This is a genomic window from Mesorhizobium sp. YR577 (assembly GCF_900116595.1).
Lineage (GTDB): Bacteria > Pseudomonadota > Alphaproteobacteria > Rhizobiales > Rhizobiaceae > Mesorhizobium_M.
Map to the genome: position 1 here is coordinate 261252 of NZ_FPBI01000005.1, position 25690 is coordinate 286941.

Here is a 25690-nt window from a genome sequence, read left to right on the forward strand (position 1 = left end):
TTACGCCGCACCAGCGGTGCCATAGTTTGAAAACTGTCGGGCCTTGACCCCGGCGTGGATGGAGAACGCTTATGCCTGCTGTGCAGGATACGATCGATCGGGTTCGTAAGATCGACGTTGACCAATATAAATATGGATTCGAGACCGAGATCGAGATGGACAAGGCACCCAAGGGCCTGTCCGAAGATACGATCCGTTTCATTTCGAAGAAGAAGGACGAGCCGCAATGGATGCTGGAATGGCGTCTTGAGGCTTTTCGCCGCTGGGTGACGCTCGAAGAGCCGACCTGGGCGCGCGTCCACTATCCGAAGATCGATTTCCAGGACATTCACTACTACGCCGCGCCGAAAAGCACGCCGGGGCCGACCTCGCTTGAGGAAGTCGATCCGGAACTGCTGAAGGTCTACGAAAAGCTCGGAATCCCGCTGAAAGAGCAGGAGATTCTGGCTGGCGTCCAGAAGCCGCAGGCGGATGCCGACGGTCTCGATGAAGTCGGTGACAATGTCTACAAGTCCGGCCGCGTGGCGGTGGATGCGGTGTTCGATTCTGTTTCTGTGGTCACGACCTTCAAGAAGGAACTGGCGCAGGCCGGCGTTATCTTCTGCTCGATCTCGGAAGCGATCCGTGAGCACCCGGAATTGGTGAAAAAGTATCTCGGCACCGTGGTGCCGACGACAGACAACTATTACGCAACGCTGAATTCGGCTGTCTTCACCGATGGTTCGTTCGTGTTCGTGCCGAAGGGCGTTCGCTGCCCGATGGAGCTGTCGACCTATTTCCGCATCAACGAGAAGAACACCGGCCAGTTCGAGCGCACGCTGATCATCTGCGAGGATGGCGCCTACGTTTCCTATCTGGAAGGCTGCACGGCCCCGCAGCGCGACGAGAACCAGTTGCACGCGGCCGTCGTCGAGCTTGTCGCGCTCGATGATGCCGAGATCAAATATTCGACCGTGCAGAACTGGTATCCGGGCGATGCACAGGGCAAGGGCGGCATCTACAACTTCGTCACCAAGCGTGGCGATTGCCGCGGCAAGAACTCCAAGATCTCCTGGACGCAGGTCGAGACAGGTTCGGCGATCACCTGGAAGTACCCAAGCTGCATCCTGCGCGGCGACAATTCGCGTGGCGAGTTCTATTCGATTGCCGTTTCCAACGGTTACCAGCAGGTCGATAGCGGTACCAAGATGCTGCATCTCGGCAAGAATACGTCGAGCCGCATCATCTCCAAGGGCATCGCCGCCGGCTTCAGCCAGAACACCTATCGTGGTCAGGTCTCAGCCCACCGCAAGGCCGAGAATGCGCGCAACTTCACCCAGTGCGACTCGCTGCTGATCGGCGAGGACTGTGGCGCGCATACGGTGCCGTACATCGAGGCGAAGAACTCGTCGGCTCAGTTCGAGCACGAGGCGACGACTTCGAAAATCTCCGAGGACCAGCTGTTTTACGTCATGCAGCGCGGCATTCCCCAGGAAGAAGCCATCGCGCTGATCGTCAACGGCTTCGTCAAGGAAGTCATCCAGGAACTGCCGATGGAGTTCGCGGTCGAAGCGCAGAAGCTCATCGGTATTTCGCTTGAGGGTTCGGTCGGCTGACCGGCATTGGAATTCAGGAAGAAAAATATGCTTGAGATCAAGAACCTGCATGCCCGGATCGCCGAGAGCGGCGTCGAAATCATCCGCGGGCTGAACCTTACCGTGAAGGCCGGCGAAGTCGCCGCCATCATGGGCCCGAACGGTTCGGGCAAGTCGACCTTGTCCTATATTCTGGCTGGCCGGCCCGACTATGAGGTCACCGAAGGCGAGATTTTGTACAATGGCGAGTCGATCCTTGAGATGGACCCGGCCGAGCGTGCAGCTGCCGGCATTTTCCTGGCGTTCCAGTATCCGATGGAGATACCGGGCGTGGCGACCATGGAATTCCTGAAGGTCGCTATGAACGCGCAGCGCAAGGCACGCGGCGAAGAGCCTTTGAAGATCCCGGAGCTGTTGAAGCGCGTCAAGGAAGAGGCAGGCCTGCTCAGCATGGACATGGCGATGCTGAAGCGTCCGCTGAATGTCGGCTTTTCCGGTGGCGAGAAGAAGCGCGCCGAAATCCTGCAGATGAAGCTGCTTCAGCCGAACCTCTGCGTGCTCGACGAGACCGATTCCGGCCTCGACATCGATGCGCTGAAGATCGTGTCGGACGGCGTCAACGCGCTGCGTTCGCCGGACCGCGCCATCGTAGTCATCACGCACTATCAGCGCCTGCTCGAACACATCGTGCCGGACTCGGTTCATGTGCTTTACAAGGGCCAGGTCATCAAGTCGGGCGACAAGTCGCTGGCTTTCGAGCTGGAAGAGAACGGCTATGCCGGGATCATCGAAGAGGCGGCATAGGTGAGTGTGATGAATATGCACGCAACACTCCAGCGAACGGCAGCCGAAACGGCGCTGATCGACGCGTTCGGCGAGCGGCTTTCGCTGTTGCCGGGCGACGGCGAGGTCATGGTCAAGCGCGACGACGCTATCGAGGCGCTGAAGGGCGGCCTGCCGACCAAGCGCATCGAATCCTGGCACTATACCGACCTGCGCCGCCTGCTGACCTCGGTTCCCGCGTATGACGAAACGGCCAAGGCCAAGGCCATTGCACCGCTGCTCGAGGGCTCGACGGTGCTTTCCGCGCTCAACGGTGCGGCCGCAGGCAAGCTTCCCTCCATCGAAGGCGTGACAGTCCAGTCTTTGGCCGAGAAGCTCACGGACGGCAGCTTTGCCCCGGCGCTTGTTCCCTATGGTTTTGACGATGCGATCGGGGCGCTGAACACCGCATTTGTTGCTGACGGCTATTTCGTCGACATCGCTGACGGTACCGAACTCGAAACGCCGCTTGAGCTGCAGAATGTGCAGGCCGGCGGACAGACGCATATGCGCTTCCCCGTACGTGTCGGCACTGGAGCCAAGGCGACGATCGTCGAGCGCCAGACCGGCGAGGGCAATGCGCTCGTCAGTTCGATCAGCCAGCTTCTGCTCGGCGACGATGCCGAAGTGCTGTGGCTGATCGTGCAGGAACAGCCGGATACGGCAACGCATCTTGCACAGTTCAAGGCTCAGCTCGGAAAGAATTCCAAGCTGACGCTTTTCGTAATGAACGCCGGCGGCAAGCTGGTTCGCCAGGAAATCGTCGTAAACGCGGCGGGCGAGGGCGCGGTCTTCACGCTGCGCGGCATCAATCTGCTCGCCGGCGACACGCATACCGACGTCACCATGGTGCTCGACCATTCGGTGCCGCATACGAGCTCGACGGAAGTGATCCGCAATGTCGTCACTGGCAAGGCGCGTGGCGTGTTCCAGGGCCGCATCAATGTTGCCCAGTACGCGCAGAAGACCGACGCCAAGATGGCCTGCAACACGCTGCTTCTGTCCGATGACGGCGAGTTTTCGGCCAAGCCGGAGCTCGAAATCTTCGCCGACGACGTGCAGTGCGGCCATGGCGCGACGGTAACCGAGATCGACCACAACCATCTGTTTTATCTGATGGCGCGAGGCATCGACGAAAAGACGGCGCGCGGTTTGCTGGTCAAGGCGTTCGTCGCCGAGGTCATCGAGGAACTGGAAGTCGAGCCGGTTGTCGAGGCGCTGGAAGCGCTGCTCGACGGATGGTTCCAGACGCATGGGTGAAGCATGAACGCGCCGGGTAAAATCGCGGAATTCTACGACGTCGAGGCTATCCGGCGCGATTTTCCGATCCTGTCGCGCGAAGTCTATGGCAAGCCGCTGGTCTATCTCGACAATGGCGCTTCGGCGCAGAAGCCGCAGGCCATGCTCGATGCGGTCCAGCACGCCTATGCCAATGAATACGCCAACGTTCATCGCGGCCTGCATTTTTTGTCGAATGCAGCGACCGATGCCTATGAAAAGGCTCGCGAAACCGTTCGCCGTTTCTTGAATGCCGGCAGCGCGGAGGAGATCGTCTTCACGTCGAACACGACTTCGGCGATTAACACGGTCGCCTATGGTTTCGGCATGCCGAACATCGGCAAGGATGACGAGATCGTCATCTCGATCATGGAGCATCATTCCAACATCGTGCCGTGGCACTTCATTCGCGAGCGGCAGGGCGCAAAGCTCGTCTGGGTGCCGGTCGACGATGAGGGCGTGTTCCATATCGAGGAATTCGAAAAGCGCCTGACGGACCGCACCAAGCTGGTCGCGATCACGCAGATGTCGAACGCGCTGGGCACGGTCACGCCGATCAAGGAGATCGTGCGGATCGCGCATGCACGCGGCATTCCGGTGCTGGTCGACGGCAGCCAGAGCGCTGTCCACATGCCGATAGACGTTCAGGATCTCGACTGCGATTTCTTCGTCTTCACCGGGCACAAGGTCTATGGGCCGAGCGGCATCGGCGTGCTCTACGGCAAGCGCGATATGCTGGAGCGCATGCGGCCCTTCCAGGGCGGCGGCGAGATGATCACCGAGGTGACGGAAGACAATGTCACCTACAACGATCCGCCGCACCGTTTCGAGGCCGGCACGCCGCCGATCGTCCAGGCTATCGGGCTGGGCGCATCGCTCGAATATATGGAAAAGGTCGGCCGCGAGGCTATTGCCGCGCACGAAACCGATCTGAAGAATTACGCGCATGAACGCCTGCGTTCGATCAATTCGCTGCGCATCTTCGGCGAGGCGCCGGGCAAGGGCGCGATCGTGTCGTTTGAACTGCAGGGCATTCACGCCCATGATGTGTCGATGGTCATCGACCGGGCAGGGGTTGCCGTTCGCGCCGGCACGCATTGTGCGCAGCCGCTGTTGAAACGCTTTGGCGTAACCTCCACATGCAGGGCATCCTTCGGCATGTATAATACGCGCGCTGAAGTAGACGCTTTGGCGGAAGCGCTTGAAAAAGCACGGAAATTCTTCGGGTGATGATGATGGAAGATGCAAACGCAACGACCGAAGTGAAGCTCGCGGACGAGAAGGGCAACGGGCTCGTTTCGGCTTCTGCCATTCCCGCCGAAGAGCTGGCGCGGCTGACCGACGACATCGTCTCGGCGTTGAAGACGGTCTACGACCCGGAAATTCCTGCCGACATCTATGAACTCGGCCTCATCTACAAGATCGACATCGAAGACGACCGCTCGGTCAAGATCGACATGACGCTGACGGCGCCAGGCTGCCCGGTGGCCGGCGAAATGCCGGGCTGGGTGCAGAATGCGGTCGGCGCCGTGGAAGGTGTTTCCGATGTCGAGGTCAACATGACCTTCGATCCGCCCTGGACGCCGGACCGCATGTCGGAAGAGGCGCAGGTCGCGGTCGGGTGGTATTGAGTACGTCGATAACAAAAATTGCGCCATTTCTGTTATCTGGTATGATGACTCTGAAAAGGAGAGCATCATGAATGTCTCACTCGGAGAACGCTGGGAAAGCTTTGTAGCCACGGCCGTTGAAGAGGGAAGATACGGTTCTGCCAGCGAAGTGGTTCGAGAGGGTTTACGACTCGTAGAAGAGCGCGAGGCGAAGCTTTTCGCGCTCCGGCAAACCGTCGAGGCCGCAATACGCCGTGGTGGCAGTCACAGCGAAGACGATGTCAAACGGGCGCTGGATGCGAAGCTGGATAGTTGGGCGGCAGAACGGCCCTGATGCGGGAACTCCGCTTTTCCAGTGAAGCGCTCGACAATCTTCTGGATATCGCAATTTACATTGCGACGACCACCGGCAGCCGCTTCCTGGCCGAGGCATTTGTCGGTGAGTTACGGCAAAAGTGCGCCAAGCTAGCGTCGCTTCCCGGTACGCTGGGGCGAGAGCGAACGGAGCTGAAGCCGGGCCTGCGGAGTTTTGCTTTCAAGGGCTACGTTATTTTTTTCGCTACAGGGATAATGTATTCGAAGTGGTGACCGTGCTTGAAGGCCATCGTGATTTCATCGCGTACTACCGGGACGATGATATCTGATTGCGACTTGCCAATCGGACTTCGATCGACCATCTATAGGGTATCCGGCGGGCCTTGAACCTGCATGGGCATGGAGAATGAAATGGGACGCTTTGCCGTCATAAGCATGACCGAAAAGGCCGCTTCTCGCGTCAACGAGATCGTGGCGACCCGTGAAGGTGCGCAGGGCATTCGCCTTGGCATCAAGAAGGGCGGCTGTGCTGGCATGGAATATACGGTCGATCTGGTGACCGAGCCTAACCCCAAGGACGATCACATCGAGCGTGACGGCGCCCATGTCTATGTTGCGCCGGAAGCAGCGCTTTTCCTGTTTGGCACGGTGATGGATTTCGAGGTGACGCAGCTTCGCACCGGCTTCACTTTCACCAATCCGAACCAGAGTTCAGCCTGCGGCTGCGGCGAATCGGTTGAACTGAAGCCCGCCGATCTCAAGCAGCTTGCCGAGGCGAGAGCATCAGCCGGCGCTGCCTGAGCGCTCTAATCAACCCACATACCGGTCCTTTTGTGCCAATCGGCGATCGACTCCTCGGGATAGACGTCGAATGTGTTGTCACCCTTGGCGATATTCGGCTCAACCCAGTTCGCCTTGTATTTCAGCATCAGGTGCGTGCGCTGCGGCGGGGTGGGCAGGTCGGTGTCGATCACTGACGCGAAGGGGTGGACAAGCTCCGGCCATGTTGGATCGTAGAGCCACAGGGCTGATCCGCACTTCTTGCAGAAATTGCGCTCCCCGCTGGAAATCTCACAGACCGGATGCTCGTCATCCTCGATCCTGGCACGATAGACGCCGATGTGGCGCTTGCCTGTAACCTTCATCGTTTCATTGTCAGCGCCGAGATTGATGGCATAACCGCCGCCGCCCTGCTGTTTGCGGCAGATCGAGCAGTAGCAGAGCTGGTAGGGGGCAGGGGTATGGCTCTCGACTTCGAAATGAACGGCACCGCAGTGGCACGAGCCTTTGAGCAGAACGGGCATTGGGCAACTCCTGGAAATAGATCGCTTCGGCATATCATGTTCAGGCATTAAAACCTGTCAGCAGAGCTTTGGTTGCCGTCATGACAAGTGCCGGGCCGCATGACATGATCGCGTCATGGACGATGAACGCATTCGCGAACTTTTCGACGGGCTTGGGCCGGTTTCGATCCGCCGTTTGTTTGGTGGCAAGGGCGTCTATTTCGATGGCGTCATCATCGCCGTAGAGATTCGTGGCGAATTCCGGTTGAAGGCGGATGCACAAAGCGCTCCCGATTTCGAGGCTGCCGGCTGCACGCAATGGACCTACACCGGATCGAGGCACGGCAAGGCGGTCGCCATGCCTTACTGGAGCATCCCTGAAGACGCCCTTGATGATCCCGAAGAGATGATGGTCTGGGCGCGCAGGGCCTATGAGGCGGGCTTGCGCGCGGGCAAGTGAGCGCCTGCTTCGCGAACTGCACCTATTCCAGAGAGCGCCTCGCGTATCGGCAGTCCGCGCATCAGAGCGACTATGGTGGCTCCTGCCAATGTCTCGAGTGAATACGCGGGATCGAGCGATCGGATCGAAAAGAGCGTTTCCCGGTCGAAACCGACAGTTGTTCCATCGTCTTCCATGATGATGCCGCATGCGAGGCCGCGTTCGCGCAGCCTCTCCGCAATCGATGTAATCTCGTCCTGCGCGCTGCCGCCTGAAAGCGCAACGGCGCCTTCGCGCTTCAAGAACAGGCATGCGAATTCGGGCAGAAGACTCGCGAAGCGCCGGATGCGGGTCGAAGATGCCGCGACCGCAACCGCAAACAGTGGCTTGCCGGCGGCGAGCGCAGCCAGCCTTTCGAGGGCAGCGGCGGGCAGGTCCGCATCGCAGACAATTGCGTCGGACCGCGCCAACACCTCCCGCATCTTCGAGCGCCGCATCTGTTTCGGAAAGACGAGGTCGTAAAGCGCCGTGTCGTCGAGCCCGGCAATGAGGCGGTGGTCGCTGTCCAGCAGGGCCGTCCGGCTCGGTGTCCTGCGATCCAGGAAAACCACGGAAAGGTCTTCAATGCCTTCTGCGGCAATGGCGCGGGATACCGTTTCGCCCGCAATATCTCCGCCCCTGATCGAGATCAGTGAAGCGGAGCCGCCAAGCTGCACAGCCATGCGCGCGGCATTGAACGCGTCGCCGCCGACATCTTCGCGCATCACGCCGGGATTGAATTCGCCCGGTGCGAATGAGCCGGTGGCCTGGCCATGCCGGACTATATGCGCGCCGCCTATGGCCAGAATTCTGGAAGACTTCATCGCGCATCCTGTTAAAATGAAAACCTGGTGGCGACCTTATCGCGCGGGCACAGGCCTTGGACAGTCCGCAGCAGCGAATCGCCAAGGCTGCGCGTCAGGCACGCAAGCTCGCGAACACAATCGCAGCCATCTGTGCGTTTCTATAGTACAAAAATAGAACATTCGTGGAAATATGTTACTTATCAACCACTTGAGGCCTCTTGCCAAATGAGAACAAAAGAGGTACATGTTGATGACAAAACCGGGTTGCCCGGCCTTTCATTGACGTCCAAGGGGTAATGTATCATGGCTCAGAATTCGTTGCGGCTTGTAGAGGACAAAACGGTGGACAAATCAAAGGCTCTGGATGCCGCGCTGTCGCAGATCGAGCGCGCTTTCGGAAAAGGTTCGATCATGCGCCTCGGCGCAAATGAGAAGATCGTCGAGATAGAGACGGTTTCGACCGGCTCTCTCGGTCTGGATATCGCACTCGGTGTCGGCGGCCTGCCGCGCGGCCGAATCATCGAAATCTACGGTCCGGAAAGCTCGGGCAAGACGACGATGGCGCTGCATACGGTTGCCGAGGCGCAGAAGAAGGGTGGCATTTGCGCATTCGTTGATGCCGAGCATGCCCTAGATCCGGTCTATGCCCGCAAGCTTGGAGTCGATCTCGAGAACCTCCTGATCTCGCAGCCGGACACCGGGGAGCAGGCACTGGAAATCTGCGACACGCTGGTGCGTTCGGGTGCTGTCGATGTTCTGGTCGTCGATTCGGTTGCGGCACTTACGCCGCGAGCCGAAATCGAAGGCGAGATGGGCGATTCCCTGCCGGGTCTGCAGGCGCGCCTGATGAGCCAGGCGCTGCGCAAGCTTACGGCTTCCATCTCGCGTTCCAACACGATGGTCATCTTCATCAACCAGATCCGCATGAAGATCGGCGTGATGTTCGGTTCGCCCGAGACGACGACCGGCGGTAACGCGTTGAAGTTCTATGCTTCAGTTCGCCTCGACATTCGCCGCATCGGCTCGGTCAAGGATCGCGATGAGGTCGTCGGCAACCAGACCCGCGTCAAGGTGGTGAAGAACAAGCTGGCGCCGCCCTTCAAGGTGGTCGAGTTCGATATCATGTATGGTGAGGGCGTTTCCAAGACCGGCGAGCTTGTCGATCTCGGCGTGAAGGCCGGCGTGGTCGAGAAGTCGGGCGCCTGGTTCTCCTACAATTCCCAGCGTCTTGGTCAGGGCCGTGAAAACGCAAAGCTGTTTCTGCGCGACAATCCCGACACCGCTCGCGAGATCGAACTGCTCTTGAGGCAGAATGCAGGATTGATCGCCGAGAAATTCCTTGAGGGTGGACCGGAAGCCGATTTCGAGGATGATGCTGGCGAAGCCAACGAAGCATAAGGCTTCTTGCGCTCAGCTGTTTCGACAAGCCGCCGGCCTTTGCGCCGGCGGTTTTATTTTGAGCGGAAGTAACCTTTCGCGGATGCGGATTTACGGTACTTTGGCGTTCTGGACAGGGGTGGGTGCGAAGGCTAAAAGGCCATGTCCATTTTCCGCCTTCAGCACGGGCGGAATTCTCACAAAGGCAAAGACATGAGTGGCGTAAACGAAATCCGGTCGACTTTTCTCGACTATTTCCGAAAGAACGGGCACGAGGTCGTTCCGTCGAGCCCGCTCGTGCCGCGCAACGACCCGACGCTCATGTTCGTCAATGCCGGCATGGTTCAGTTCAAGAATGTGTTCACCGGTCTGGAGACGCGCTCCTATTCGCGCGCCACGACCGCCCAGAAGAGCGTGCGCGCCGGCGGCAAGCATAACGACCTCGACAATGTCGGCTATACCGCGCGCCATCTCACCTTCTTCGAGATGCTTGGCAACTTTTCCTTTGGCGACTATTTCAAGGAGCGTGCGATCGAGCTCGCCTGGAACCTGATCACGAAGGACTTCGGACTTTCCAAGGACAAGCTGCTCGTCACCGTTTACCACACGGATGATGAAGCGGTGGGCTATTGGAAGAAGATCGCCGGCTTCTCCGACGACCGCATCATCCGCATCGCGACCTCGGACAATTTCTGGGCGATGGGCGATACCGGGCCGTGCGGGCCATGCTCGGAAATATTCATCGACCGCGGCGAGCACATCTGGGGCGGCCCTCCCGGCAGCCCGGAGGAGGACGGTGATCGCTTCCTTGAGTTCTGGAACCTCGTCTTCATGCAGTACGAGCAGGTGACGAAGGAGGAGCGCGTCGCGCTGCCGCGTCCCTCGATCGACACCGGCATGGGGCTGGAACGCATGGCCTCGATCCTCCAGGGTGTGGAGAGCGTCTTCGAGACGGACCTGTTCCGCCATCTGATCGACGTGACGGCTTCCGCTCTCGGCCGCGCTCCCGATGCGGACACCGTTGCGTCGTTCCGCGTGATCGCCGACCATTTGCGCTCGTCCTCTTTCCTCGTCGCTGACGGCGTGCTGCCCTCGAACGAGGGCCGCGGTTATGTGCTGCGGCGCATCATGCGCCGGGCCATGCGCCATGCGCAGTTGCTCGGTGCGAACGAGCCGCTGATGTGGAAGCTGGTGCCGGCACTGGTGCGCGAGATGGGCCAGGCCTATCCTGAACTTAGCCGCGGTGAGGCGCTGATCACAGAGACGCTGAAACTTGAAGAGACGCGTTTCGGGAAGACGCTCGCACGCGGCCTCGGACTGCTCGCCGACGCGACCGAGACGCTTCACGACGGCGACATGCTGGACGGCGAGACGGCGTTCAAGCTCTATGACACCTACGGTTTCCCGCTCGATCTGACGCAGGATGCGCTGCGCCAGCGGAACATCTCGGTGAACCTGGCCGGCTTCACCGAGGCGATGGAGCGGCAGAAGGCCGAGGCGCGCGCCAACTGGGCCGGCTCCGGCGAAGCGGCGACCGAGACCGTCTGGTTCTCGGTCCGCGAAAAGGCGGGCGCAACGGAATTCCTCGGCTACGAGACCGAGCAGGCCGAAGGCATCGTGCTGTCGCTGGTGAAGGACGGCGCGGTCGTGGACGCGGCCAAGGAGGGCGAGCAGGTCGCCGTCATTGTCAACCAGACGCCGTTCTACGGCGAGTCTGGCGGCCAGATGGGCGACACCGGGATTATCTCCGGTGAAGGCTTTTCGATCGAGGTTTCGGATACGCAGAGGAAGGCCGACGGCCTGTTCGTCCACAACGGCAACGTGACGAAGGGCGTGGTGAAGACAGGCGCTGCCGTCGAACTGAAGGTCGACCATGCGCGTCGCTCCAGGTTGCGCGCCAACCATTCGGCAACGCATCTCATCCACGAGGCGTTGCGTGAGGTGCTGGGCACCCATGTTGCGCAGAAGGGCTCGCTGGTCGCGCCCGAGCGGCTGCGCTTCGACATTTCGCATAACAAGCCGATTGCTTCGGAGGAGCTCGAAGAGGTCGAGCGCATGGCGAACGAAATCGTCGTGCAGAACAGCCCGGTCACCACGCGGCTGATGTCCGTGGACGATGCGATTGCCGAAGGCGCGATGGCGCTGTTCGGCGAAAAATACGGCGACGAGGTCAGGGTCGTTTCGATGGGCACCGGTGTTTCCGGCGCCAAAGCGAATCGGCCTTATTCGGTAGAGCTCTGCGGTGGCACGCATGTCAGGTCGACCGGTGACATCGGCCTTGTGCGCATCGTGGCGGACAGTGCGGTCGCTGCCGGCGTGCGCCGCATCGAGGCGCTGACGGGCGAGGCGGCACGCCGCCATCTCGACGAGCAGGACAGGCGGCTGAAGGCTGCGGCAGCAACCCTCAAAGTCGCGCCGGGCGACGTGCCTGCGCGCGTGGAGGCGCTGCTGGATGAGCGCAAGAAGCTGGAGCGTGAACTGACCGAAGCGCGCAAGAAGCTCGCCCTTGGTGGTTCCTCAGCCAATGGCGCCGCCGAAGAACGCGAGATCGTGGCCGGCGTCGGCTTCCTCGGCAAGTCCGTGTCCGGCGTGACGCCGAAGGATCTCAAGCCGCTGGCCGATGCCGGAAAAAGCACGCTGGGTTCGGGCGTTGTCGTTTTCGTCGGCTCCGGCGATGACGGCAAGGCCAGCGTCGTTGTTGGCGTCACGGATGATCTGACCGCGCGCTTCAGCGCGGTTGATCTGGTGCGCGTTGCATCTGCCGCACTCGGCGGGCAGGGCGGTGGTGGCCGCGCCGACATGGCTCAGGCCGGTGGGCCGGACGGCAGCAAGGCGTCCGAGGCCATCGCAGCCGTCAGGGCAGCACTGGCCGGCACCTGACGCAACTTTCATTCGGAATCAAAAAGGCCCGCGGCAGATGCCGCGGGCCTTTTTGTTTGAGGGTGGAGCGTACCGGGCGTTTTCACGCCCGGTACGGTCGAAAGCTCAGGCGGCCATTGCCTTCTTGAGGTTCTCGTCGATCTTGTCGAGGAAGCCGGTGGTCGAAAGCCAGGGCTGGTCGGGACCGATCAGCAGCGAAAGATCCTTGGTCATGTAGCCGGCTTCGACGGTCTGGATGCAGACGCGCTCCAGCGTGTCGGCGAACTTCTTCAGTTCCACGTTGTCGTCGAGCTTGGCGCGATGGGCGAGGCCGCGCGTCCAGGCGAAGATCGAGGCGATGGAGTTGGTCGAGGTCTCTTCGCCCTTCTGGTGCTGGCGATAGTGGCGCGTGACCGTGCCGTGGGCGGCTTCGGCCTCGACGGTCTTGCCGTCCGGCGTCATCAGCACCGAGGTCATCAGGCCGAGCGAGCCGAAGCCTTGTGCGACCGTGTCGGACTGGACGTCGCCGTCATAGTTCTTGCAGGCCCAGACATAGCCGCCCGACCACTTCAGGCTCGAGGCGACCATGTCGTCGATCAGGCGGTGTTCGTACCATATCTTCTTTTCCTTGAACTGCGCCTCGAACTCCTGCTCGTAGACTTCCTGGAAGATGTCCTTGAAGCGGCCGTCATAGGCCTTGAGAATCGTATTCTTGGTCGACAGATAGACCGGATAGCCGCGCAGCAAGCCGTAGTTCAGCGAGGCGCGCGCGAATTCGCGGATCGACTCGTCCAGATTGTACATGGCCATGGCAACGCCGGAGCCAGGCGCGTCGAACACCTCATGCTCGATCGTCTGGCCGTCTTCACCGACGAACTTGATCGTCAGCTTGCCCTTGCCCGGGAACCTGAAATCGGTGGCGCGGTACTGGTCGCCGAAAGCATGACGGCCGACGATGATCGGCTTCGTCCAACCCGGAACCAGCCGAGGGACGTTCTTCATGATGATCGGCTCGCGGAAGATGGTGCCGCCCAGGATGTTGCGGATGGTGCCGTTGGGCGACTTCCACATCTTCTTCAGCTTGAATTCCTCGACGCGCTGCTCGTCCGGCGTGATCGTGGCGCATTTTACGCCGACGCCGTATTTCTTGATCGCGTTCGCTGCATCGATCGTCACCTGGTCGTCGGTCGCATCGCGATGCTCCACGCCGAGATCGAAATATTTCAGATCGATGTCGAGATAGGGGTGGATCAGCTTGTCCTTGATGAACTGCCAGATGATGCGGGTCATCTCGTCGCCATCGAGCTCGACGACCGGATTGTCCACCTTGATTTTCGTCATTGAGAAATGCCTCTTTCTGGGAGAGGAACAGAGTTGTTCCAAGGGCTTCGCGAAGGGTTGCGGCCCGTATAGCAAAGCACCGTTGGCTGCGCAAACGCTACATCGGGAAACGTTCGCTCGTTTGCCAATGATGTCAAAAGCCACCATCATTGGGTCAAGATGTTCGGCTGAAAACGGTTTGCGCGCCGTCCCCTTGCAAGGTTTCGTTTCGACCGAAACTGTGCGAGAGAGGCCGAAAACAAACCGGTTTCAGATATGGCAGGCACTGATCGCGAAAAACCACTGATTGCCGAAGGCCCGGCGATCATTCTTGTCGAGCCGCAGCTCGGCGAGAATATCGGCATGGTCGCGCGCGCCATGGCAAATTTTGGCCTGTCCGAACTGCGGCTGGTTAAGCCGCGCGATGGCTGGCCAAGCGAAAAGGCGCGGGCGGCCGCAAGCAAGGCTGACCATGTGATCGACGGCGTCGTCGTCTTCGACGATCTGGAATCGGCGGTCGCCGACCTCAATTTCCTTTTTGCCACCACCGCGCGGGAGCGCGACGGCTTCAAGCATGTGCGCGGACCGGTGGAGGCAGGCAGGATGCTGCGCAGCCGCTTCGTTGCGGGCGAGCGCACCGGCATACTCTTCGGACGCGAACGCTTCGGCCTGTCCAACGAAGAAGTGGCTATGGCCGACGAGATCGTGACCTTTCCGGTCAATCCGGCCTTTGCCTCGCTGAACATCGCGCAGGCCGTGCTGCTGATGTCCTATGAGTGGATGAAATCGGGCCTCGAGGATCTTGATGCGACGCCATTCACAAGCCCGGCACAGACGCCGGCCAGCAAGACCCATCTGAACGGCATGCTCGGCCATCTGGAAGCAGCGCTTGATGCGCGCGGGTACTTCCGGCCGCTGGCCAAGAAGCCGAAGATGCTGGACAATATGCGCGCCGTGTTCACGCGCGCCGCCTTCACGCTGGAAGAGATCAAGCTGTTGCGCGGGGTCATTTCCTCGCTCGATTATTTCTCGCCGAAGGTCCCGCGCGGTGCCGGCTATCCCGAGCGCAAGGCAGAGGCCGATCGCGCCACGCATCCCGCAACGCAGAAAGTAGAAAAGGCGCGCGATGACTGACCGCCCGGTGCTGATGTTCGATTCGGGTATCGGTGGACTGACGGTGCTACGCGAGGCGCGCGTGCTGATGCCGGATCGGCGTTTCGTCTATGTCGCTGACGACGCCGGCTTTCCCTACGGCGAGTGGGAGGAGGAGGCGCTCAAGCGGCGGATCGTCGAGCTGTTCGGCCGCCTCATCGAGGAGCATCGGCCCGAGATCGCCGTCATCGCCTGCAACACGGCTTCCACGCTGGTGATGGCGGAGTTGCGTGCGGCATATCCGAAGACGCCGTTTGTCGGCACGGTTCCGGCGATAAAGCCGGCGGCCGAGCGCACGCGCTCGGGTTTCGTCTCGGTGCTGGCGACGCCGGGCACGGTCAAGCGCGCATATACGCGTGACCTGATCCAGTCATTCGCGGCGCAGTGCCATGTACGCCTCGTCGGCAGCCAGAACCTGGCACGCATGGCCGAGGCGCATATTCGCGGCGAGACGATGGACGACGCGGCGATCCGTGCCGAAATAGAACCCTGCTTCGTGGAGGAAGACGGCAAGCGCACCGACATCGTCGTGCTTGCCTGCACGCATTATCCGTTTCTGGCGAATGTTTTCCGGCGGCTGGCGCCCTGGCCGGTCGACTGGCTCGATCCAGCCGAAGCGATCGCGCGCCGGGCGCTGTCGCTGCTCGACGGGACATCAAGCAACGCTGTCGAGCACGAACCGGACTGCGCCATCTTCACCTCGGCGAAGCCGGATTTTCCGACCCGCCGGCTGATGCAGGGTTTTGGGCTTAAGCCGGTCTGACCGAGGCTTCCCGGTGCATGCGCCGCACCAAACCGGATGCGGCGAGGATGATCGCAAGCGTTGCGACATAGGCGACGATCTGGATGCCTTCGGGACGGGCGACGTAGCCGACCAGAATATGCAGCAGGAAACCGACGGGGTTGGTTTGCGGCAGAATGGCTGACGTGTTCCAGATGTCGTAGCCGAGCGGCGGCAGAACGCCTGCCTGCACGAGGAAGGCCGCAGCCTGCGCCGCCAGACCGGCGGCAATGAGGAGCAGGATAGCGCCTGTTACCTTGAAGACATGTTTCAAGGGAATGCGAAGCAGCCCGCCATAGAACAATGCCCCCATGAGCGCCGCTGCCACCACGCCCAGCGCCCCGCCTTGCAGCATCGACGTGGCGTCGAGTTCTCCGTCAATGGCAATGCCATAGAGGAAGAGCACTGTTTCGGAACCTTCTCTCAGGACGGCAACGGCGCAGATGAGGGCGAGCGCTGAGAGCGGACGCAGCCCTTCGCGGACATCCTGGCCGACGGACTTACTTTCGCTGGCCAGCTCCGCGCCATGGGTGCTCATCCATATCTGGTGCCAGCCGAGCATGACGACTGCGAGAAGCAGAACGACAGCGTTGAAGATCTCGGTGCCGTTGCCTTCGAACATGTCGGCAAGACTGCCTGCAAACAGGGCCAGCAGTCCGGCCCCGGCGAGACCGGCAACTATTCCCGTTGCTACCCAACGGGTGCGACCGGCTATGCCGGCACTGGCGGCAAGCACGATTGCAACGATCAACGCTGCTTCCAGCGTCTCGCGAAAAACGATGATGAAGGTGGAGATCATGGCTTATTCGGCAAACATGTTGCCGAGGGCCGTGTCTTCATGGCGCTCGCCGAAGAAGCCATAGGAGCCTGCCGTCAGCGGGCCGACATGGAATGTCGCCTGCTTGCCGCCCTGGATGACCTTTTCGACGTGGAAATCCTGGCTCTCGAATTCCTCGGCTGTCGGATCGGCGTTCACCACGACAAGGTCGAATTCCGCGCCCGCCGGCACTTTCAGCGTGGCGGGCGTAAAACGATGGTCCTTGATCGTAATGGTGAAGGATTGCTGATCGGTTGCGGCGGAAGCACTTGCGGCTAACGAGACAAGGGCAGTGGCACCCAGGGATAGGGCAAGCAAACGGGAAAGCTTCATATCGAGGTCCCTCCAGGACCGCTCGGATAGCGCAGGACGAGGGGAAGGCGGCGGCCGAGGGATGGCAGAATATAAAGGTGATGTACGCCGTCAAGTATAGCGCGGATCACTTCTCGTTGAAGTTAGAATGATTCCAATGTGTTAGGCCAGGTATGCAGAGCATGGGCATGGAAAACCATGGGAACCACCGCATTGAGGTGGCGTTATCCGACATCAATCCTCAAGGGAGATATCGAGATGCCAGCAACATCGAAAGCCCAGCAGATGGCAGCGGGCGCCGCCCTTTCGGCCAAACGCGGCGAAACGAAGAAGAGCGAGCTCAAAGGCGCATCGAAAGAGATGTATGAATCCATGAGCGAAAAGCAGCTCGAGGATTTTGCGGAAACGAAGCGAAAGGGCCTGCCGGAAAAGAAATCCAAGACCTAATCCGGCAGGCTGCGATCTGATCAATATCCGACGGTGAAGCGCTTGCCGGTATGCTTGGCCGTTTCGGCCTCGTCGACCAGGACGACGGCGAGATCTTCAACCGAAATCTTGCTTTCGTTGTTGGCGTCGAAAACCGGCTGATCGCCGCCATAGCGGAATTTTCCGGTGCGTTCGCCGGGCGAAAGGACGAAGGCCGGTGACAGGAACGACCACTCCAGCCCGGTTTCGCTGCGGAGCGCCTTGAGTGCGTCGCGGGCGGCTAGAGCGCCGTCCTTGTAGGCTGCCGGGAAGTCCGGTGAGTCCACGAACTGGCTGCCATCGGGTGCGAGCAGGCTGCCTGCGCCGCCGACCACGATCACGCGGACCTTTGCGGCTTTTGCCGCATCGGCAATCGCCTTAGAGCCATTCAGATGTTTGTTGTAGATGTCGGGGTCACCCCAGCCGCCGTTGAAGGCGGAAATCACAACATCCTGACCGATGATTGCCTGCGCGAGCGCTTTGGTGTCGGTCACGTCAACCTGCTTTGCGGTGACGCCGGCAAGCTTTTCCACCTTGTCCGGATTGCGCACGAGCGCCGTTACTGTGTGGCCGCGCGATGAAGCTTCCTTGAGAACGGCTTTGCCGACGAAGCCGGAGGCGCCGATGAGTGCGATCTTCATGATTTTCCTTTCCGCCCACTCTCGCCGGATTGGCAAAGGCGGGTATGATCTGTAATCAGGTTACTAACGATAACTATATAGCTGTGATCGCAGGGCAGGAAAAGAACGCATGATTTGGTGCCCAGGTTACATGGAGAGAACCACGTGAACGCCCGCACAAGAACGGAGGAGCGCGTACCGCTGCTGCAGGCTCATCCCGGTTTCGACCGCGACGAGCGCGGCAGCTGCCCCATGCGCGATGTGCTGGACCGTATCGGAGACAGCTGGAGCCTGCTCGTCATCATCAATCTTCAGGAACGCCCGGTGCGCTTCAATGCGCTGAAGCGTTCGATCGAAGGCATATCGCAGCGCATGCTGACGGTGACATTGCGCTCGCTGGAGCGCGACGGCCTTGTTCGACGCACGGTCAAGCCGACGACGCCGCCGGAGGTGGAATATGCGCTGACCGAGGTTGGACAGTCGATTGCGGTGCCGATTGGTGCGCTTGGTCTTTGGGCAGCGCAAAATCGCGATCTTCTGGTGCAGGCAAGGGCAAGATTCGACGCCGAAAACGTCTGACGCGTTGACTTCTGGGAAAACTTCGCCTAATCACCCGCCAGCACCGGGCCGCAACGCCCGGTGTTGACTTTTATGCCGCAAGGTTGGGCTTTTAGCCTCTGGTGAATTTCCCCGCCCTGCAAATTGACGTGTCCCGTGGATTTTTCCGGCAAGCTTAGCGGGAATATCCTGTCAGGTCTCGAAAACGGAGGCCAGAGGAGGGCGCGTTTCCTTCACTCGAAACACGAGGTTTCGGGTGCAATGTTTTGAAAGGGAATGCGATGAGCAAGCGCGAATCCGCAAAGTACAAGATCGACCGCCGTCTCGGCGAAAATATCTGGGGCCGTCCGAAGTCCCCGGTCAACAAGCGCGAATATGGTCCCGGCCAGCATGGCCAGCGCCGCAAGGGCAAGCTCTCGGACTTTGGTCTGCAGCTGCGCGCCAAGCAGAAGCTGAAGGGCCACTATGGCGACATTTCGGAAAAGCAGTTCCGCAAGACCTATGAGGAAGCGAACCGCCGCAAGGGCGATACGCCGGAAAACCTGATCGGTCTTCTCGAGTCGCGTCTCGACGCGGTCGTCTACCGCGCGAAGTTCGTTCCGACGATTTTCGCTGCGCGCCAGTTCGTCAACCACGGCCACGTCAAGGTCAACGGTCGCCGCGTCAATGTCGGCTCGTATCGCTGCAAGGCTGGCGACGTCGTTGAAGTGCGCGAGAAGTCGAAGCAGCTCGTCATCGTGCTGGAATCGGTGCAGCTCGCAGAGCGTGACGTCCCGGACTACATCGAAGTCGATCACAACAAGATGGTTGCGACCTTCGCCCGCGTTCCGGGTCTGGCCGACGTTCCGTTCGCCGTCCAGATGGAACCGAACCTGGTCGTCGAATTCTATTCGCGCTGATTTCGGTTCGATTTCTTCGAATTTGCGAAAAGGCCGCCTTCGGGCGGCCTTTTCTTTATCTGCCCGGTCCTTTAATCCGGTCTGAACTGTAAAAGCTGCGGAAGCCATCGCCATGAACATGATGCCGGAGCCCATCTCCGATCTCGACGGGGAAGCCTGTCACGCCATGTTCCGCGACACGCCGTCGTCCGTAGAGTTCAACAAGCTGCGTAAACGGCTGCTGCGGCAGACCCGGCAGGCGATAGACGATTTCGCCATGGTCAAACCTGGCGATCGCTGGCTGGTGGCGCTTTCGGGCGGCAAGGATTCCTACGGGCTGCTTGCCATCCTGCTCGATCTCAAATGGCGCGGTATGCTGCCCGTCGAGCTGATCGCCTGCAATCTCGATCAGGGCCAGCCTAATTTTCCCAAGCACATTCTGCCGGAATATCTCGATCGCCATGGCATCAAGCATCGCATCGAATATCGCGACACCTATTCCATCGTCACCGAGAAGCTGAGCGAGGGCAGCACCTACTGCTCGCTGTGTTCGCGGCTTCGGCGCGGGCATCTTTATCGCATAGCCCGCGAGGAGGGGTGTTCATCACTGGTGCTCGGGCATCACCGCGAAGACATCCTCGAAACCTTCTTCATGAACCTGTTCCATGGCGGTAGGTTGGCTGCGATGCCGCCGAAATTGTTGAACGACGATGGCGACGTGATGCTGCTGCGGCCGCTCAGCTACTGCGCCGAGACGGATCTCCAGAAATTTTCCGACAGCATGAAGTTCCCGATCATCCCTTGCGATCTCTGCGGCAGCCAGGAAGGGCTGCAGCGCAATCTGATGAAGGCGATGCTGGACGATATCGAAAAGCGCATGCCGGGGCGCAAGGACACGATGATCCGCGCACTCGCCAATACACGGCCGAGCCATCTGCTCGACCGCAAGCTTTTCGACTTTGCTGGCTTGGAAGCGACGCAAGGCGCAGGAGCGCCTTCCGCCGAGGGATAACTAAGCGGGCTTGTGATGAGGCTGGAACAACCGGCCTTTTTCAGCAATCAGCACCATTATCAATGCAATCGCGGCAACGCCGCAGAAGCCTGCCGCAAGAGGCGTCGTCGTGCCGTCGAAGGACTGGCCGATTGCCGCGCCGATTATTCCGCCGCCCAGAGTTTGCATGAAGCCCTGGACCGAGGCGGCCGACCCGGCGATGTGACCGACCGGTTCCATCGACAGCGCGTTGAAGTTCGAGCCGATCCAGCCGAACTGGAACATCGCCGCCGCAAATAGCAGGACGAAGCCAACCAGCGGTACCTGGCCGAATAGCGACCAGACGAACCAGATCGTGCTGACGGTCAGAAATCCGATCAGCGCACCATGCGATAGCCGGCGCATGCCGACGCGCATGACCAGCCGGGAATTCAGGAACGAGGAAATCGCCATCATGCCGGCGATCGCGGCGAATATCACCGGGAACCAGACGCCCAGGCCATAAATGCCGACATAGACCTGCTGCGCGGAATTGATGAAGCCGAACAGCGCAGAAAAGATGATCGTCGATGCCAGCGTGTACCAGAGCGAGATGCGGTTGGTGAGCACGATGGCAAATGCCTGTCCGATCGCCGAGATCGTGAACGGACGACGATCCTCGGGGTGAAGCGTTTCGGGGAGGCGGAAGAATGCCCACAGCGAGATGAACAGCGCCCCCACGCCCATGCAGACGAAGATCATGTGCCAGTTGGCGAACAGCATGATCAACTGGCCGATGCTCGGTGCCACGACCGGGATGACCATGAAGACCATGAAAATGAGCGACATGATCTCGGCCATGGCCCTGCCACCGAAGCGGTCGCGAACCATGGACACGGCAATCACGCGCGTCGAGGCGGCGCCAAAACCCTGGATCACGCGCAGTGCAAGAAGCGTTTCGAAATTGGGCGCGATGGCGGCGGCAAGTGCGGCAATGACGTAAATTCCAAGGCCGAAAAGCAAAGGGCCGCGTCGCCCGAACCGGTCGGAAGCGGGGCCGTAGCCGAGCAGGCCCAGCGCCATGCCGCCGAAATAGGCCGAGATCACATATTGCCGGTGGTTTTCATTGTCGACACCGAGGCTTGCGCCGATCTGCTGAAGTCCGGGCAGCATGATATCGATGGCAAGTGCGTTCAGCGCCATCAGTGCCGCGGCAAGGGCGATGAATTCCCATCGCGGAATAGAAAGTTTTTCGGCTTCCGGAGCCGGCGAAACATGTTGGTCCATGGTAAAATCCGTCAGTCAAAAACGAAAATGCGCCGTGGGCCGGCGCACTCGTTGCACAGATCCCGCATTCGCGGGAGATGGATATTTACCGAGGCGGGGCTACCCCCGGTAGATATGGTCTCAGGCGGCCTTGGTGGTGACGCCCTTGCCTTCAAAGAGAGCCTGCAGCTCGCCGGCCTGGAACATCTCGCGGATGATATCGCAACCGCCGACAAACTCGCCCTTGACGTAAAGCTGCGGGATGGTCGGCCAGTTGGAATATTCCTTGATGCCCTGACGCAGTTCGTTGGAGGTCAGCACATCCACGCCCTTGTAGTCGACGCCGATGTAATCAAGAATCTGCACGACCTGTCCGGAAAAGCCGCACTGCGGGAAACCGGGCGTGCCCTTCATGAACAGCACGACGTCGTTGGTCTTGACCTCATTGGCGATGTAATCGTTGATTCCGCTCATCGGGTATCCTTTCACGCCTGTGGGAGCCAGGCTCAAATCATATGAATCAAATAAACCGATAGGCAGCCCGAAACAAGACCGGCAGTTGCCGTGATTCTATGGGCCATGGGCGGAAATCGGTCAATTTTGCTTTAGAAAAGAGCAAGATCGTGCCGATTCCTAATCGCATCCGCAGGACTTTTTGAGGTTCATGAAACGCGCTCTTGCTGCAATTCTGCTTATCGCTGGGCTTGCGGCCCTGGCGATGCTCGTCTGGAGGCGACCCGAATCTCCAGCCGTGCCTCCGGTTTTTCAAAGCCAGGAACTGCCCGAGCCATGCCGGGAGCAGGATTTCGAGGGGGTCGGTTACATCGTGTGTGCGGTTGATCCGCATGCTTACGATGTCGGGCTGTTTCATGATGGAGCGGACGGAAAACCATTTGGATCAGTGGGTGCCTTCACTGCGGCAATGAAGGAGCAAGGCACGCCTGTGCTGCTCGCCATGAATGCCGGCATGTATCATCGGGATCTTTCGCCGGTCGGGCTATATGTCGAGGGCGGACACATGACCACGCCGCTCAATCTTTCGGATGGCGACGGTAATTTCTTCATGAAGCCGAATGGCGTGTTCGCGGTGACGAAAACAGGCGAAGCGTTGGTGATGGAGTCGGAAGCCTATGCTGCTGCCGCGCGGCCGGACGTGCGCCTGGCTACCCAGTCAGGGCCAATGCTTGTGATTGATGGCGTCATTCATGCTCGCTTCGAGCCGAATGGAAGTTCACGCAATGTCCGTAACGGCGTCGGCGTCAGTGCCGACGGCAAGGCGATTTTCGTCATCGCCCGTTCGCCTGTCAGTTTCGGCTCGTTTGCGCGGCTGTTCAGTGACGAGTTGAAATGCCGCAACGCGCTCTATTTCGACGGTTTCATCTCTGCCTTTTCGAACGGCAGCAAGCTTCTCGTTGGGAAGATCGATCCGGCGGGGCCAATTCTGGCGGTGTCGAGAACACGCTAGCGTTCAATGCCCGAACGCGTCCGACATTGAAATCATTCAGGAATGCTGGTCTGCAGGGCAAGCGCGTGTAGCACACCGCCCATGTTTCCCTTCAGGGCGTCATAGACCATCTGGTGCTGCTGGACGCGGCTCTTGCCGCGAAAGCTCTCGGCCACGACTTCCGCCGCGTAGTGATCGCCATCGCCGGCCAGGTCGCGAATCGTCACCTTGGCATCGGGAATGCCGTCCTTGATGAGTTTTTCGATGTCGTGTGCGTCCATTGCCATAAGGCGGTCTCCCAATACGTCTGTCCCCGTCAGATATGGCGGCTGGGGCAGTGAAGGTCAATCGTTTCGCCCTATGCCATGGGCGTCGTGGAACAAACCTGGCAACAGCTGCCGGCGCCAACAGCGGGGATCATGCGTCCATGAATTTCGGGAACCAGCCTTCATGCGCGTCGGTCAGTTCCGAAACCGCAATCGCGCGAGCCTCGCCGAGTTTCACTTCGCTCCCGCCGGTGGTGCCGATCCACGGCGCGAAAATGCCGGTATCCTTAACGCGTTCCTCGAAGAACCAGTCGACCTTGTCGCGCGGGATCGTCACGAGATAACGCCCCTGATCTTCGCCGAAGAACGTAGGTATCGGCGACAAGCCCTTCAATTGATTGACAGTCGCGCCGATGCCGGAGGCCATGGCCATTTCGGCAACTGCGACGGCAAGGCCGCCGTCGGAAAGGTCGTGCACGGCAGTGACGATGCCGTCCGCGATCAGCGCGCGAACGAAGTCGCCGACTTTCTTCTCGTGTGCGAGATCGACCGGCGGCGGCGGGCCGTCGGTACGGTTGTGGATATCGCGCATATAGACCGACTGAGCCAGATGCGTGCCCCAGGCCGACGGCGCGCCGACGAGCAGGATCGCCTCGTCCTCTGCGGCAAAACCTATCCGCGCCATCTTCGACCAATCGCGGATAAGGCCTACACCGCCGATGGTCGGCGTCGGCAGGATGCCCTGGCCGTTGGTTTCGTTGTAGAGCGAGACATTGCCGGAGACGATCGGAAAACCAAGGACGCGACAGGCTTCGCCGATGCCGCCGACGGCTTTCACCAACTGACCCATGATCTCAGGGCGTTCCGGATTGCCGAAATTCAGGTTGTCGGTGGCGGCGAGGGGTTCTGCTCCGGTTGCCGTGAGATTGCGCCAGCATTCGGCGACCGCCTGTTTGCCGCCCTCATATGGATCGGCTTCGCAATAGCGCGGGGTGACATCCGAAGAGAAGGCGAGTGCCTTGGTGGCATGGCCTTCGACGCGCACCACGCCGGCATCGCCGCCGGGTAGCTGCAGCGAATTGCCTTGGATCAGCGTGTCATACTGTTCCCAGACCCAGCGGCGGCTCGAAAGATTGGCACTGCCGAGCAGTTTCAGCAGTGCGTCTGCCACATCGGCCTGCGGAATATCGTCAGCAGCGAGAGGTGCGCGCTTGGCGGGCTCGACCCATGGGCGGTCGTATTCGGGCGCCTGGTCGCCGAGGTCCTTGATCGGCAGGTTTGCGACCTCGTCGCCCTGATGGATGATGCGGAAGCGCAGGTCGTCGGTCGTCTTGCCGACGATGGCGAAATCAAGCCCCCATTTGCGGAAGATAGCCTCGGCTTCTTCTTCCTTTTCCGGGCGCAGCACCATCAGCATGCGCTCCTGGCTCTCCGAGAGCATCATTTCATAGGCCGACATGCGCTCCTCGCGCACCGGCACCTTGTCGAGGTCGAGTTCAATGCCGAGGTCGCCCTTGGCGCCCATTTCGACGGCCGAGCAGGTGAGGCCGGCAGCGCCCATGTCCTGAATGGCGATGACGGCACCAGATGCCATCAGCTCGAGGCAGGCCTCGAGCAGGCATTTTTCGGTGAAGGGATCGCCGACCTGAACGGTCGGGCGCTTCTCGTCGATCTTGTCGTCGAATTCGGCAGACGCCATGGTCGCGCCGCCGACGCCATCGCGGCCGGTCTTGGCGCCGAGATAGACGACCGGCAGCCCGACGCCCTTGGCCTCCGACAGGAAGATAGCGTCGGTCTTGGCCAAGCCTGCGGCGAAGGCGTTGACGAGGATGTTGCCGTTGTAGCGCGCGTCGAAATTGACCTCGCCACCGACGGTCGGCACGCCGAAGGAATTGCCGTAGCCACCGACGCCGGAAACGACGCCTGCCACCAGATGTTTCGTCTTGGGATGATCCGGCGCACCGAAGCGCAACGCGTTCATAGCCGCAATCGGCCGCGCGCCCATGGTGAAGACGTCGCGCAGGATGCCGCCGACGCCGGTCGCCGCACCCTGATAGGGCTCGATGTAGGAGGGGTGGTTGTGGCTCTCCATCTTGAAGACCACGCAATCGCCGTCGCCGATATCGACCACGCCGGCATTCTCACCCGGTCCCTGGATCACGACATCGCCCTTGGTGGGCAGGGTGCGCAGCCACTTCTTCGAAGATTTGTATGAGCAGTGCTCGTTCCACATCGCGGAAAATATGCCGAGCTCCGTGAAAGTCGGCTCGCGCCCGACCAGATCCAGTATCCGCTGATACTCGTCGGGCTTCAGCCCGTGCGATGCGATCAGCTCGTCGGTGATTTTCACGTCGTTGGAGATGGTCATGATGGCCAGCGGATTCCTTGGGGCGTCGAAAAATAGCTCAATAGCGCAAGCCGCCGCCGGGATATACCGCA

Annotated in this window: 28 protein-coding genes; 18 read left to right on the forward strand and 10 right to left on the reverse strand. The window is 60.3% G+C overall.

Annotation, left to right across the window (positions count from 1 at the left end; all coding sequences use genetic code 11):
* Window positions 1–71 precede the first annotated feature (71 nt).
* The 8 genes from sufB to sufA all read left to right on the forward strand — a co-directional run bounded on the left by sufB (window position 72) and on the right by sufA (window position 6400).
* Window positions 72–1595, forward strand: a complete 1524-nt coding sequence (gene sufB, locus BM413_RS09685) for a Fe-S cluster assembly protein SufB (RefSeq protein ID WP_091912726.1) — start codon at window positions 72–74, stop codon at window positions 1593–1595.
* A 27-nt stretch (window positions 1596–1622) separates the two neighbouring features.
* Complete coding sequence (gene sufC / locus BM413_RS09690) at window positions 1623–2378, forward strand: Fe-S cluster assembly ATPase SufC (RefSeq protein WP_091912728.1); 756 nt, start codon at window positions 1623–1625, stop codon at window positions 2376–2378.
* 9 nt (window positions 2379–2387) lie between these two features.
* Window positions 2388–3656, forward strand: coding sequence for a Fe-S cluster assembly protein SufD (gene sufD, locus BM413_RS09695; RefSeq protein ID WP_091912730.1), 1269 nt, complete (start codon window positions 2388–2390; stop codon window positions 3654–3656).
* 3 nt (window positions 3657–3659) lie between these two features.
* The gene (locus BM413_RS09700; RefSeq protein ID WP_091912732.1) at window positions 3660–4904 is read left to right on the forward strand and encodes a cysteine desulfurase; all 1245 of its coding nucleotides are present in this window, start codon (window positions 3660–3662) and stop codon (window positions 4902–4904) included.
* Window positions 4905–4906: 2 nt separating this feature from the next.
* A complete protein-coding gene (locus BM413_RS09705; protein WP_175544294.1) occupies window positions 4907–5305 on the forward strand; it encodes an SUF system Fe-S cluster assembly protein in 399 nt (132 codons plus the stop codon).
* 67 nt (window positions 5306–5372) lie between these two features.
* On the forward strand, window positions 5373–5618 hold the full coding sequence (locus BM413_RS09710; protein WP_091912734.1) for a type II toxin-antitoxin system ParD family antitoxin: 246 nt from the start codon (window positions 5373–5375) through the stop codon (window positions 5616–5618).
* Window positions 5618–5872 carry a type II toxin-antitoxin system RelE/ParE family toxin gene (locus tag BM413_RS09715; RefSeq protein WP_244537821.1) on the forward strand — a complete coding sequence of 85 codons (255 nt, stop codon included), beginning with the start codon at window positions 5618–5620 and terminating at the stop codon, window positions 5870–5872. Before BM413_RS09710 ends, BM413_RS09715 begins: the two co-directional genes overlap by 1 nt.
* A 138-nt stretch (window positions 5873–6010) precedes the next feature.
* Window positions 6011–6400, forward strand: coding sequence for a Fe-S cluster assembly scaffold SufA (gene sufA, locus BM413_RS09720; protein ID WP_091912737.1), 390 nt, complete (start codon window positions 6011–6013; stop codon window positions 6398–6400).
* A gap of 5 nt (window positions 6401–6405) precedes the next feature.
* On the opposite strand, the gene BM413_RS09725 is transcribed toward sufA, so the two are convergent.
* Window positions 6406–6903, reverse strand: a complete 498-nt coding sequence (locus tag BM413_RS09725; protein WP_091912739.1) for a GFA family protein — start codon at window positions 6901–6903, stop codon at window positions 6406–6408.
* Between the two features lie 115 nt (window positions 6904–7018).
* On the opposite strand from BM413_RS09725, the gene BM413_RS09730 reads away from it, so the two are divergent.
* Window positions 7019–7342: a TfoX/Sxy family protein gene (locus BM413_RS09730; RefSeq protein ID WP_091912741.1), complete on the forward strand. Its 324-nt coding sequence runs from the start codon at window positions 7019–7021 to the stop codon at window positions 7340–7342.
* Here the strand turns inward: BM413_RS09730 and BM413_RS09735 are convergent.
* Window positions 7312–8184: a PfkB family carbohydrate kinase gene (locus tag BM413_RS09735; protein WP_091912743.1), complete on the reverse strand. Its 873-nt coding sequence runs from the start codon at window positions 8182–8184 to the stop codon at window positions 7312–7314. The two genes, BM413_RS09730 and BM413_RS09735, sit on opposite strands and share 31 nt — an antisense overlap.
* A 285-nt stretch (window positions 8185–8469) precedes the next feature.
* Here BM413_RS09735 and recA point away from each other — a divergent pair, with 285 nt between their 5' ends.
* Together recA and alaS are read left to right on the forward strand one after the other, a co-directional pair.
* The gene (gene recA, locus BM413_RS09740; RefSeq protein ID WP_091912745.1) at window positions 8470–9564 is read left to right on the forward strand and encodes a recombinase RecA; all 1095 of its coding nucleotides are present in this window, start codon (window positions 8470–8472) and stop codon (window positions 9562–9564) included.
* A 192-nt stretch (window positions 9565–9756) separates the two neighbouring features.
* Entirely contained in the window at window positions 9757–12423 is a 2667-nt protein-coding gene (gene alaS / locus BM413_RS09745; protein WP_091912747.1) for an alanine--tRNA ligase, read from the forward strand.
* Between the two features lie 105 nt (window positions 12424–12528).
* Here the strand turns inward: alaS and BM413_RS09750 are convergent, their stop codons facing one another.
* Window positions 12529–13743 (reverse strand): NADP-dependent isocitrate dehydrogenase, encoded by a 1215-nt coding sequence (locus tag BM413_RS09750; protein WP_091912749.1) that lies wholly within the window; start codon window positions 13741–13743, stop codon window positions 12529–12531.
* A 255-nt stretch (window positions 13744–13998) separates the two neighbouring features.
* Between BM413_RS09750 and BM413_RS09755 the strand changes: the two genes are divergently transcribed.
* Together BM413_RS09755 and murI are read left to right on the forward strand one after the other, a co-directional pair.
* Window positions 13999–14856 (forward strand): RNA methyltransferase, encoded by an 858-nt coding sequence (locus tag BM413_RS09755; protein WP_091912751.1) that lies wholly within the window; start codon window positions 13999–14001, stop codon window positions 14854–14856.
* Entirely contained in the window at window positions 14849–15637 is a 789-nt protein-coding gene (gene murI, locus BM413_RS09760; protein WP_091912753.1) for a glutamate racemase, read from the forward strand. Before BM413_RS09755 ends, murI begins: the two co-directional genes overlap by 8 nt.
* Here murI and BM413_RS09765 read toward each other — a convergent pair.
* On the reverse strand, window positions 15624–16454 hold the full coding sequence (locus tag BM413_RS09765; protein ID WP_091912755.1) for an FTR1 family iron permease: 831 nt from the start codon (window positions 16452–16454) through the stop codon (window positions 15624–15626). The genes murI and BM413_RS09765 overlap by 14 nt on opposite strands.
* Before the next feature lie 3 nt (window positions 16455–16457).
* Window positions 16458–16805, reverse strand: coding sequence for a cupredoxin domain-containing protein (locus BM413_RS09770; RefSeq protein ID WP_091912757.1), 348 nt, complete (start codon window positions 16803–16805; stop codon window positions 16458–16460).
* Between the two features lie 237 nt (window positions 16806–17042).
* On the opposite strand from BM413_RS09770, the gene BM413_RS09775 reads away from it, so the two are divergent.
* Complete coding sequence (locus tag BM413_RS09775) at window positions 17043–17231, forward strand: DUF3008 family protein (RefSeq protein ID WP_091912888.1); 189 nt, start codon at window positions 17043–17045, stop codon at window positions 17229–17231.
* Between the two features lie 20 nt (window positions 17232–17251).
* Here the strand turns inward: BM413_RS09775 and BM413_RS09780 are convergent, their stop codons facing one another.
* The gene (locus BM413_RS09780; protein WP_210188923.1) at window positions 17252–17893 is read right to left on the reverse strand and encodes an NAD(P)-dependent oxidoreductase; all 642 of its coding nucleotides are present in this window, start codon (window positions 17891–17893) and stop codon (window positions 17252–17254) included.
* Between the two features lie 141 nt (window positions 17894–18034).
* On the opposite strand from BM413_RS09780, the gene BM413_RS09785 reads away from it, so the two are divergent.
* The 3 genes from BM413_RS09785 to ttcA all read left to right on the forward strand — a co-directional run bounded on the left by BM413_RS09785 (window position 18035) and on the right by ttcA (window position 20317).
* Window positions 18035–18448: a winged helix-turn-helix transcriptional regulator gene (locus BM413_RS09785; protein ID WP_091912761.1), complete on the forward strand. Its 414-nt coding sequence runs from the start codon at window positions 18035–18037 to the stop codon at window positions 18446–18448.
* A gap of 260 nt (window positions 18449–18708) precedes the next feature.
* Window positions 18709–19326, forward strand: a complete 618-nt coding sequence (rpsD, locus tag BM413_RS09790; RefSeq protein WP_091912763.1) for a 30S ribosomal protein S4 — start codon at window positions 18709–18711, stop codon at window positions 19324–19326.
* 112 nt (window positions 19327–19438) lie between these two features.
* Entirely contained in the window at window positions 19439–20317 is an 879-nt protein-coding gene (ttcA, locus tag BM413_RS09795) for a tRNA 2-thiocytidine(32) synthetase TtcA (RefSeq protein ID WP_091912765.1), read from the forward strand.
* On the opposite strand, the gene BM413_RS09800 is transcribed toward ttcA, so the two are convergent.
* Both BM413_RS09800 and grxD read right to left on the reverse strand, forming a co-directional pair.
* Window positions 20318–21562 (reverse strand): multidrug effflux MFS transporter, encoded by a 1245-nt coding sequence (locus BM413_RS09800; RefSeq protein ID WP_091912767.1) that lies wholly within the window; start codon window positions 21560–21562, stop codon window positions 20318–20320.
* A gap of 120 nt (window positions 21563–21682) precedes the next feature.
* Window positions 21683–22015: a Grx4 family monothiol glutaredoxin gene (grxD, locus tag BM413_RS09805; protein ID WP_091912769.1), complete on the reverse strand. Its 333-nt coding sequence runs from the start codon at window positions 22013–22015 to the stop codon at window positions 21683–21685.
* A 190-nt stretch (window positions 22016–22205) separates the two neighbouring features.
* On the opposite strand from grxD, the gene BM413_RS09810 reads away from it, so the two are divergent.
* Window positions 22206–23006 (forward strand): phosphodiester glycosidase family protein, encoded by an 801-nt coding sequence (locus tag BM413_RS09810; RefSeq protein WP_091912771.1) that lies wholly within the window; start codon window positions 22206–22208, stop codon window positions 23004–23006.
* A 32-nt stretch (window positions 23007–23038) separates the two neighbouring features.
* Here BM413_RS09810 and BM413_RS09815 read toward each other — a convergent pair whose 3' ends face one another.
* Both BM413_RS09815 and purL read right to left on the reverse strand, forming a co-directional pair.
* The gene (locus tag BM413_RS09815; RefSeq protein WP_091912773.1) at window positions 23039–23272 is read right to left on the reverse strand and encodes a BolA/IbaG family iron-sulfur metabolism protein; all 234 of its coding nucleotides are present in this window, start codon (window positions 23270–23272) and stop codon (window positions 23039–23041) included.
* A gap of 130 nt (window positions 23273–23402) precedes the next feature.
* On the reverse strand, window positions 23403–25619 hold the full coding sequence (purL, locus tag BM413_RS09820) for a phosphoribosylformylglycinamidine synthase subunit PurL (RefSeq protein WP_091912775.1): 2217 nt from the start codon (window positions 25617–25619) through the stop codon (window positions 23403–23405).
* Window positions 25620–25690: the final 71 nt, after the last annotated feature.

Excerpts from the sequence above, each read along its gene's own strand:
- sufB (WP_091912726.1), top strand. The coding sequence starts at position 72 with ATGCCTGCTGTGCAGGATACGATCGATCGGGTTCGTAAGATCGACGTT.
- sufC (WP_091912728.1), top strand. The coding sequence starts at position 1,623 with ATGCTTGAGATCAAGAACCTGCATGCCCGGATCGCCGAGAGCGGCGTC.
- sufD (WP_091912730.1), top strand. The coding sequence starts at position 2,388 with ATGAATATGCACGCAACACTCCAGCGAACGGCAGCCGAAACGGCGCTG.
- BM413_RS09700 (WP_091912732.1), top strand. The coding sequence starts at position 3,660 with ATGAACGCGCCGGGTAAAATCGCGGAATTCTACGACGTCGAGGCTATC.
- BM413_RS09705 (WP_175544294.1), top strand. The coding sequence starts at position 4,907 with ATGATGGAAGATGCAAACGCAACGACCGAAGTGAAGCTCGCGGACGAG.
- BM413_RS09710 (WP_091912734.1), top strand. The coding sequence starts at position 5,373 with ATGAATGTCTCACTCGGAGAACGCTGGGAAAGCTTTGTAGCCACGGCC.
- BM413_RS09715 (WP_244537821.1), top strand. The coding sequence starts at position 5,618 with ATGCGGGAACTCCGCTTTTCCAGTGAAGCGCTCGACAATCTTCTGGAT.
- sufA (WP_091912737.1), top strand. The coding sequence starts at position 6,011 with ATGGGACGCTTTGCCGTCATAAGCATGACCGAAAAGGCCGCTTCTCGC.
- BM413_RS09725 (WP_091912739.1), bottom strand. The coding sequence starts at position 6,903 with ATGCCCGTTCTGCTCAAAGGCTCGTGCCACTGCGGTGCCGTTCATTTC.
- BM413_RS09730 (WP_091912741.1), top strand. The coding sequence starts at position 7,019 with ATGGACGATGAACGCATTCGCGAACTTTTCGACGGGCTTGGGCCGGTT.
- BM413_RS09735 (WP_091912743.1), bottom strand. The coding sequence starts at position 8,184 with ATGAAGTCTTCCAGAATTCTGGCCATAGGCGGCGCGCATATAGTCCGG.
- recA (WP_091912745.1), top strand. The coding sequence starts at position 8,470 with ATGGCTCAGAATTCGTTGCGGCTTGTAGAGGACAAAACGGTGGACAAA.
- alaS (WP_091912747.1), top strand. The coding sequence starts at position 9,757 with ATGAGTGGCGTAAACGAAATCCGGTCGACTTTTCTCGACTATTTCCGA.
- BM413_RS09750 (WP_091912749.1), bottom strand. The coding sequence starts at position 13,743 with ATGACGAAAATCAAGGTGGACAATCCGGTCGTCGAGCTCGATGGCGAC.
- BM413_RS09755 (WP_091912751.1), top strand. The coding sequence starts at position 13,999 with ATGGCAGGCACTGATCGCGAAAAACCACTGATTGCCGAAGGCCCGGCG.
- murI (WP_091912753.1), top strand. The coding sequence starts at position 14,849 with ATGACTGACCGCCCGGTGCTGATGTTCGATTCGGGTATCGGTGGACTG.
- BM413_RS09765 (WP_091912755.1), bottom strand. The coding sequence starts at position 16,454 with ATGATCTCCACCTTCATCATCGTTTTTCGCGAGACGCTGGAAGCAGCG.
- BM413_RS09770 (WP_091912757.1), bottom strand. The coding sequence starts at position 16,805 with ATGAAGCTTTCCCGTTTGCTTGCCCTATCCCTGGGTGCCACTGCCCTT.
- BM413_RS09775 (WP_091912888.1), top strand. The coding sequence starts at position 17,043 with ATGCCAGCAACATCGAAAGCCCAGCAGATGGCAGCGGGCGCCGCCCTT.
- rpsD (WP_091912763.1), top strand. The coding sequence starts at position 18,709 with ATGAGCAAGCGCGAATCCGCAAAGTACAAGATCGACCGCCGTCTCGGC.
- ttcA (WP_091912765.1), top strand. The coding sequence starts at position 19,439 with ATGAACATGATGCCGGAGCCCATCTCCGATCTCGACGGGGAAGCCTGT.
- BM413_RS09800 (WP_091912767.1), bottom strand. The coding sequence starts at position 21,562 with ATGGACCAACATGTTTCGCCGGCTCCGGAAGCCGAAAAACTTTCTATT.
- grxD (WP_091912769.1), bottom strand. The coding sequence starts at position 22,015 with ATGAGCGGAATCAACGATTACATCGCCAATGAGGTCAAGACCAACGAC.
- BM413_RS09810 (WP_091912771.1), top strand. The coding sequence starts at position 22,206 with ATGAAACGCGCTCTTGCTGCAATTCTGCTTATCGCTGGGCTTGCGGCC.
- BM413_RS09815 (WP_091912773.1), bottom strand. The coding sequence starts at position 23,272 with ATGGCAATGGACGCACACGACATCGAAAAACTCATCAAGGACGGCATT.
- purL (WP_091912775.1), bottom strand. The coding sequence starts at position 25,619 with ATGACCATCTCCAACGACGTGAAAATCACCGACGAGCTGATCGCATCG.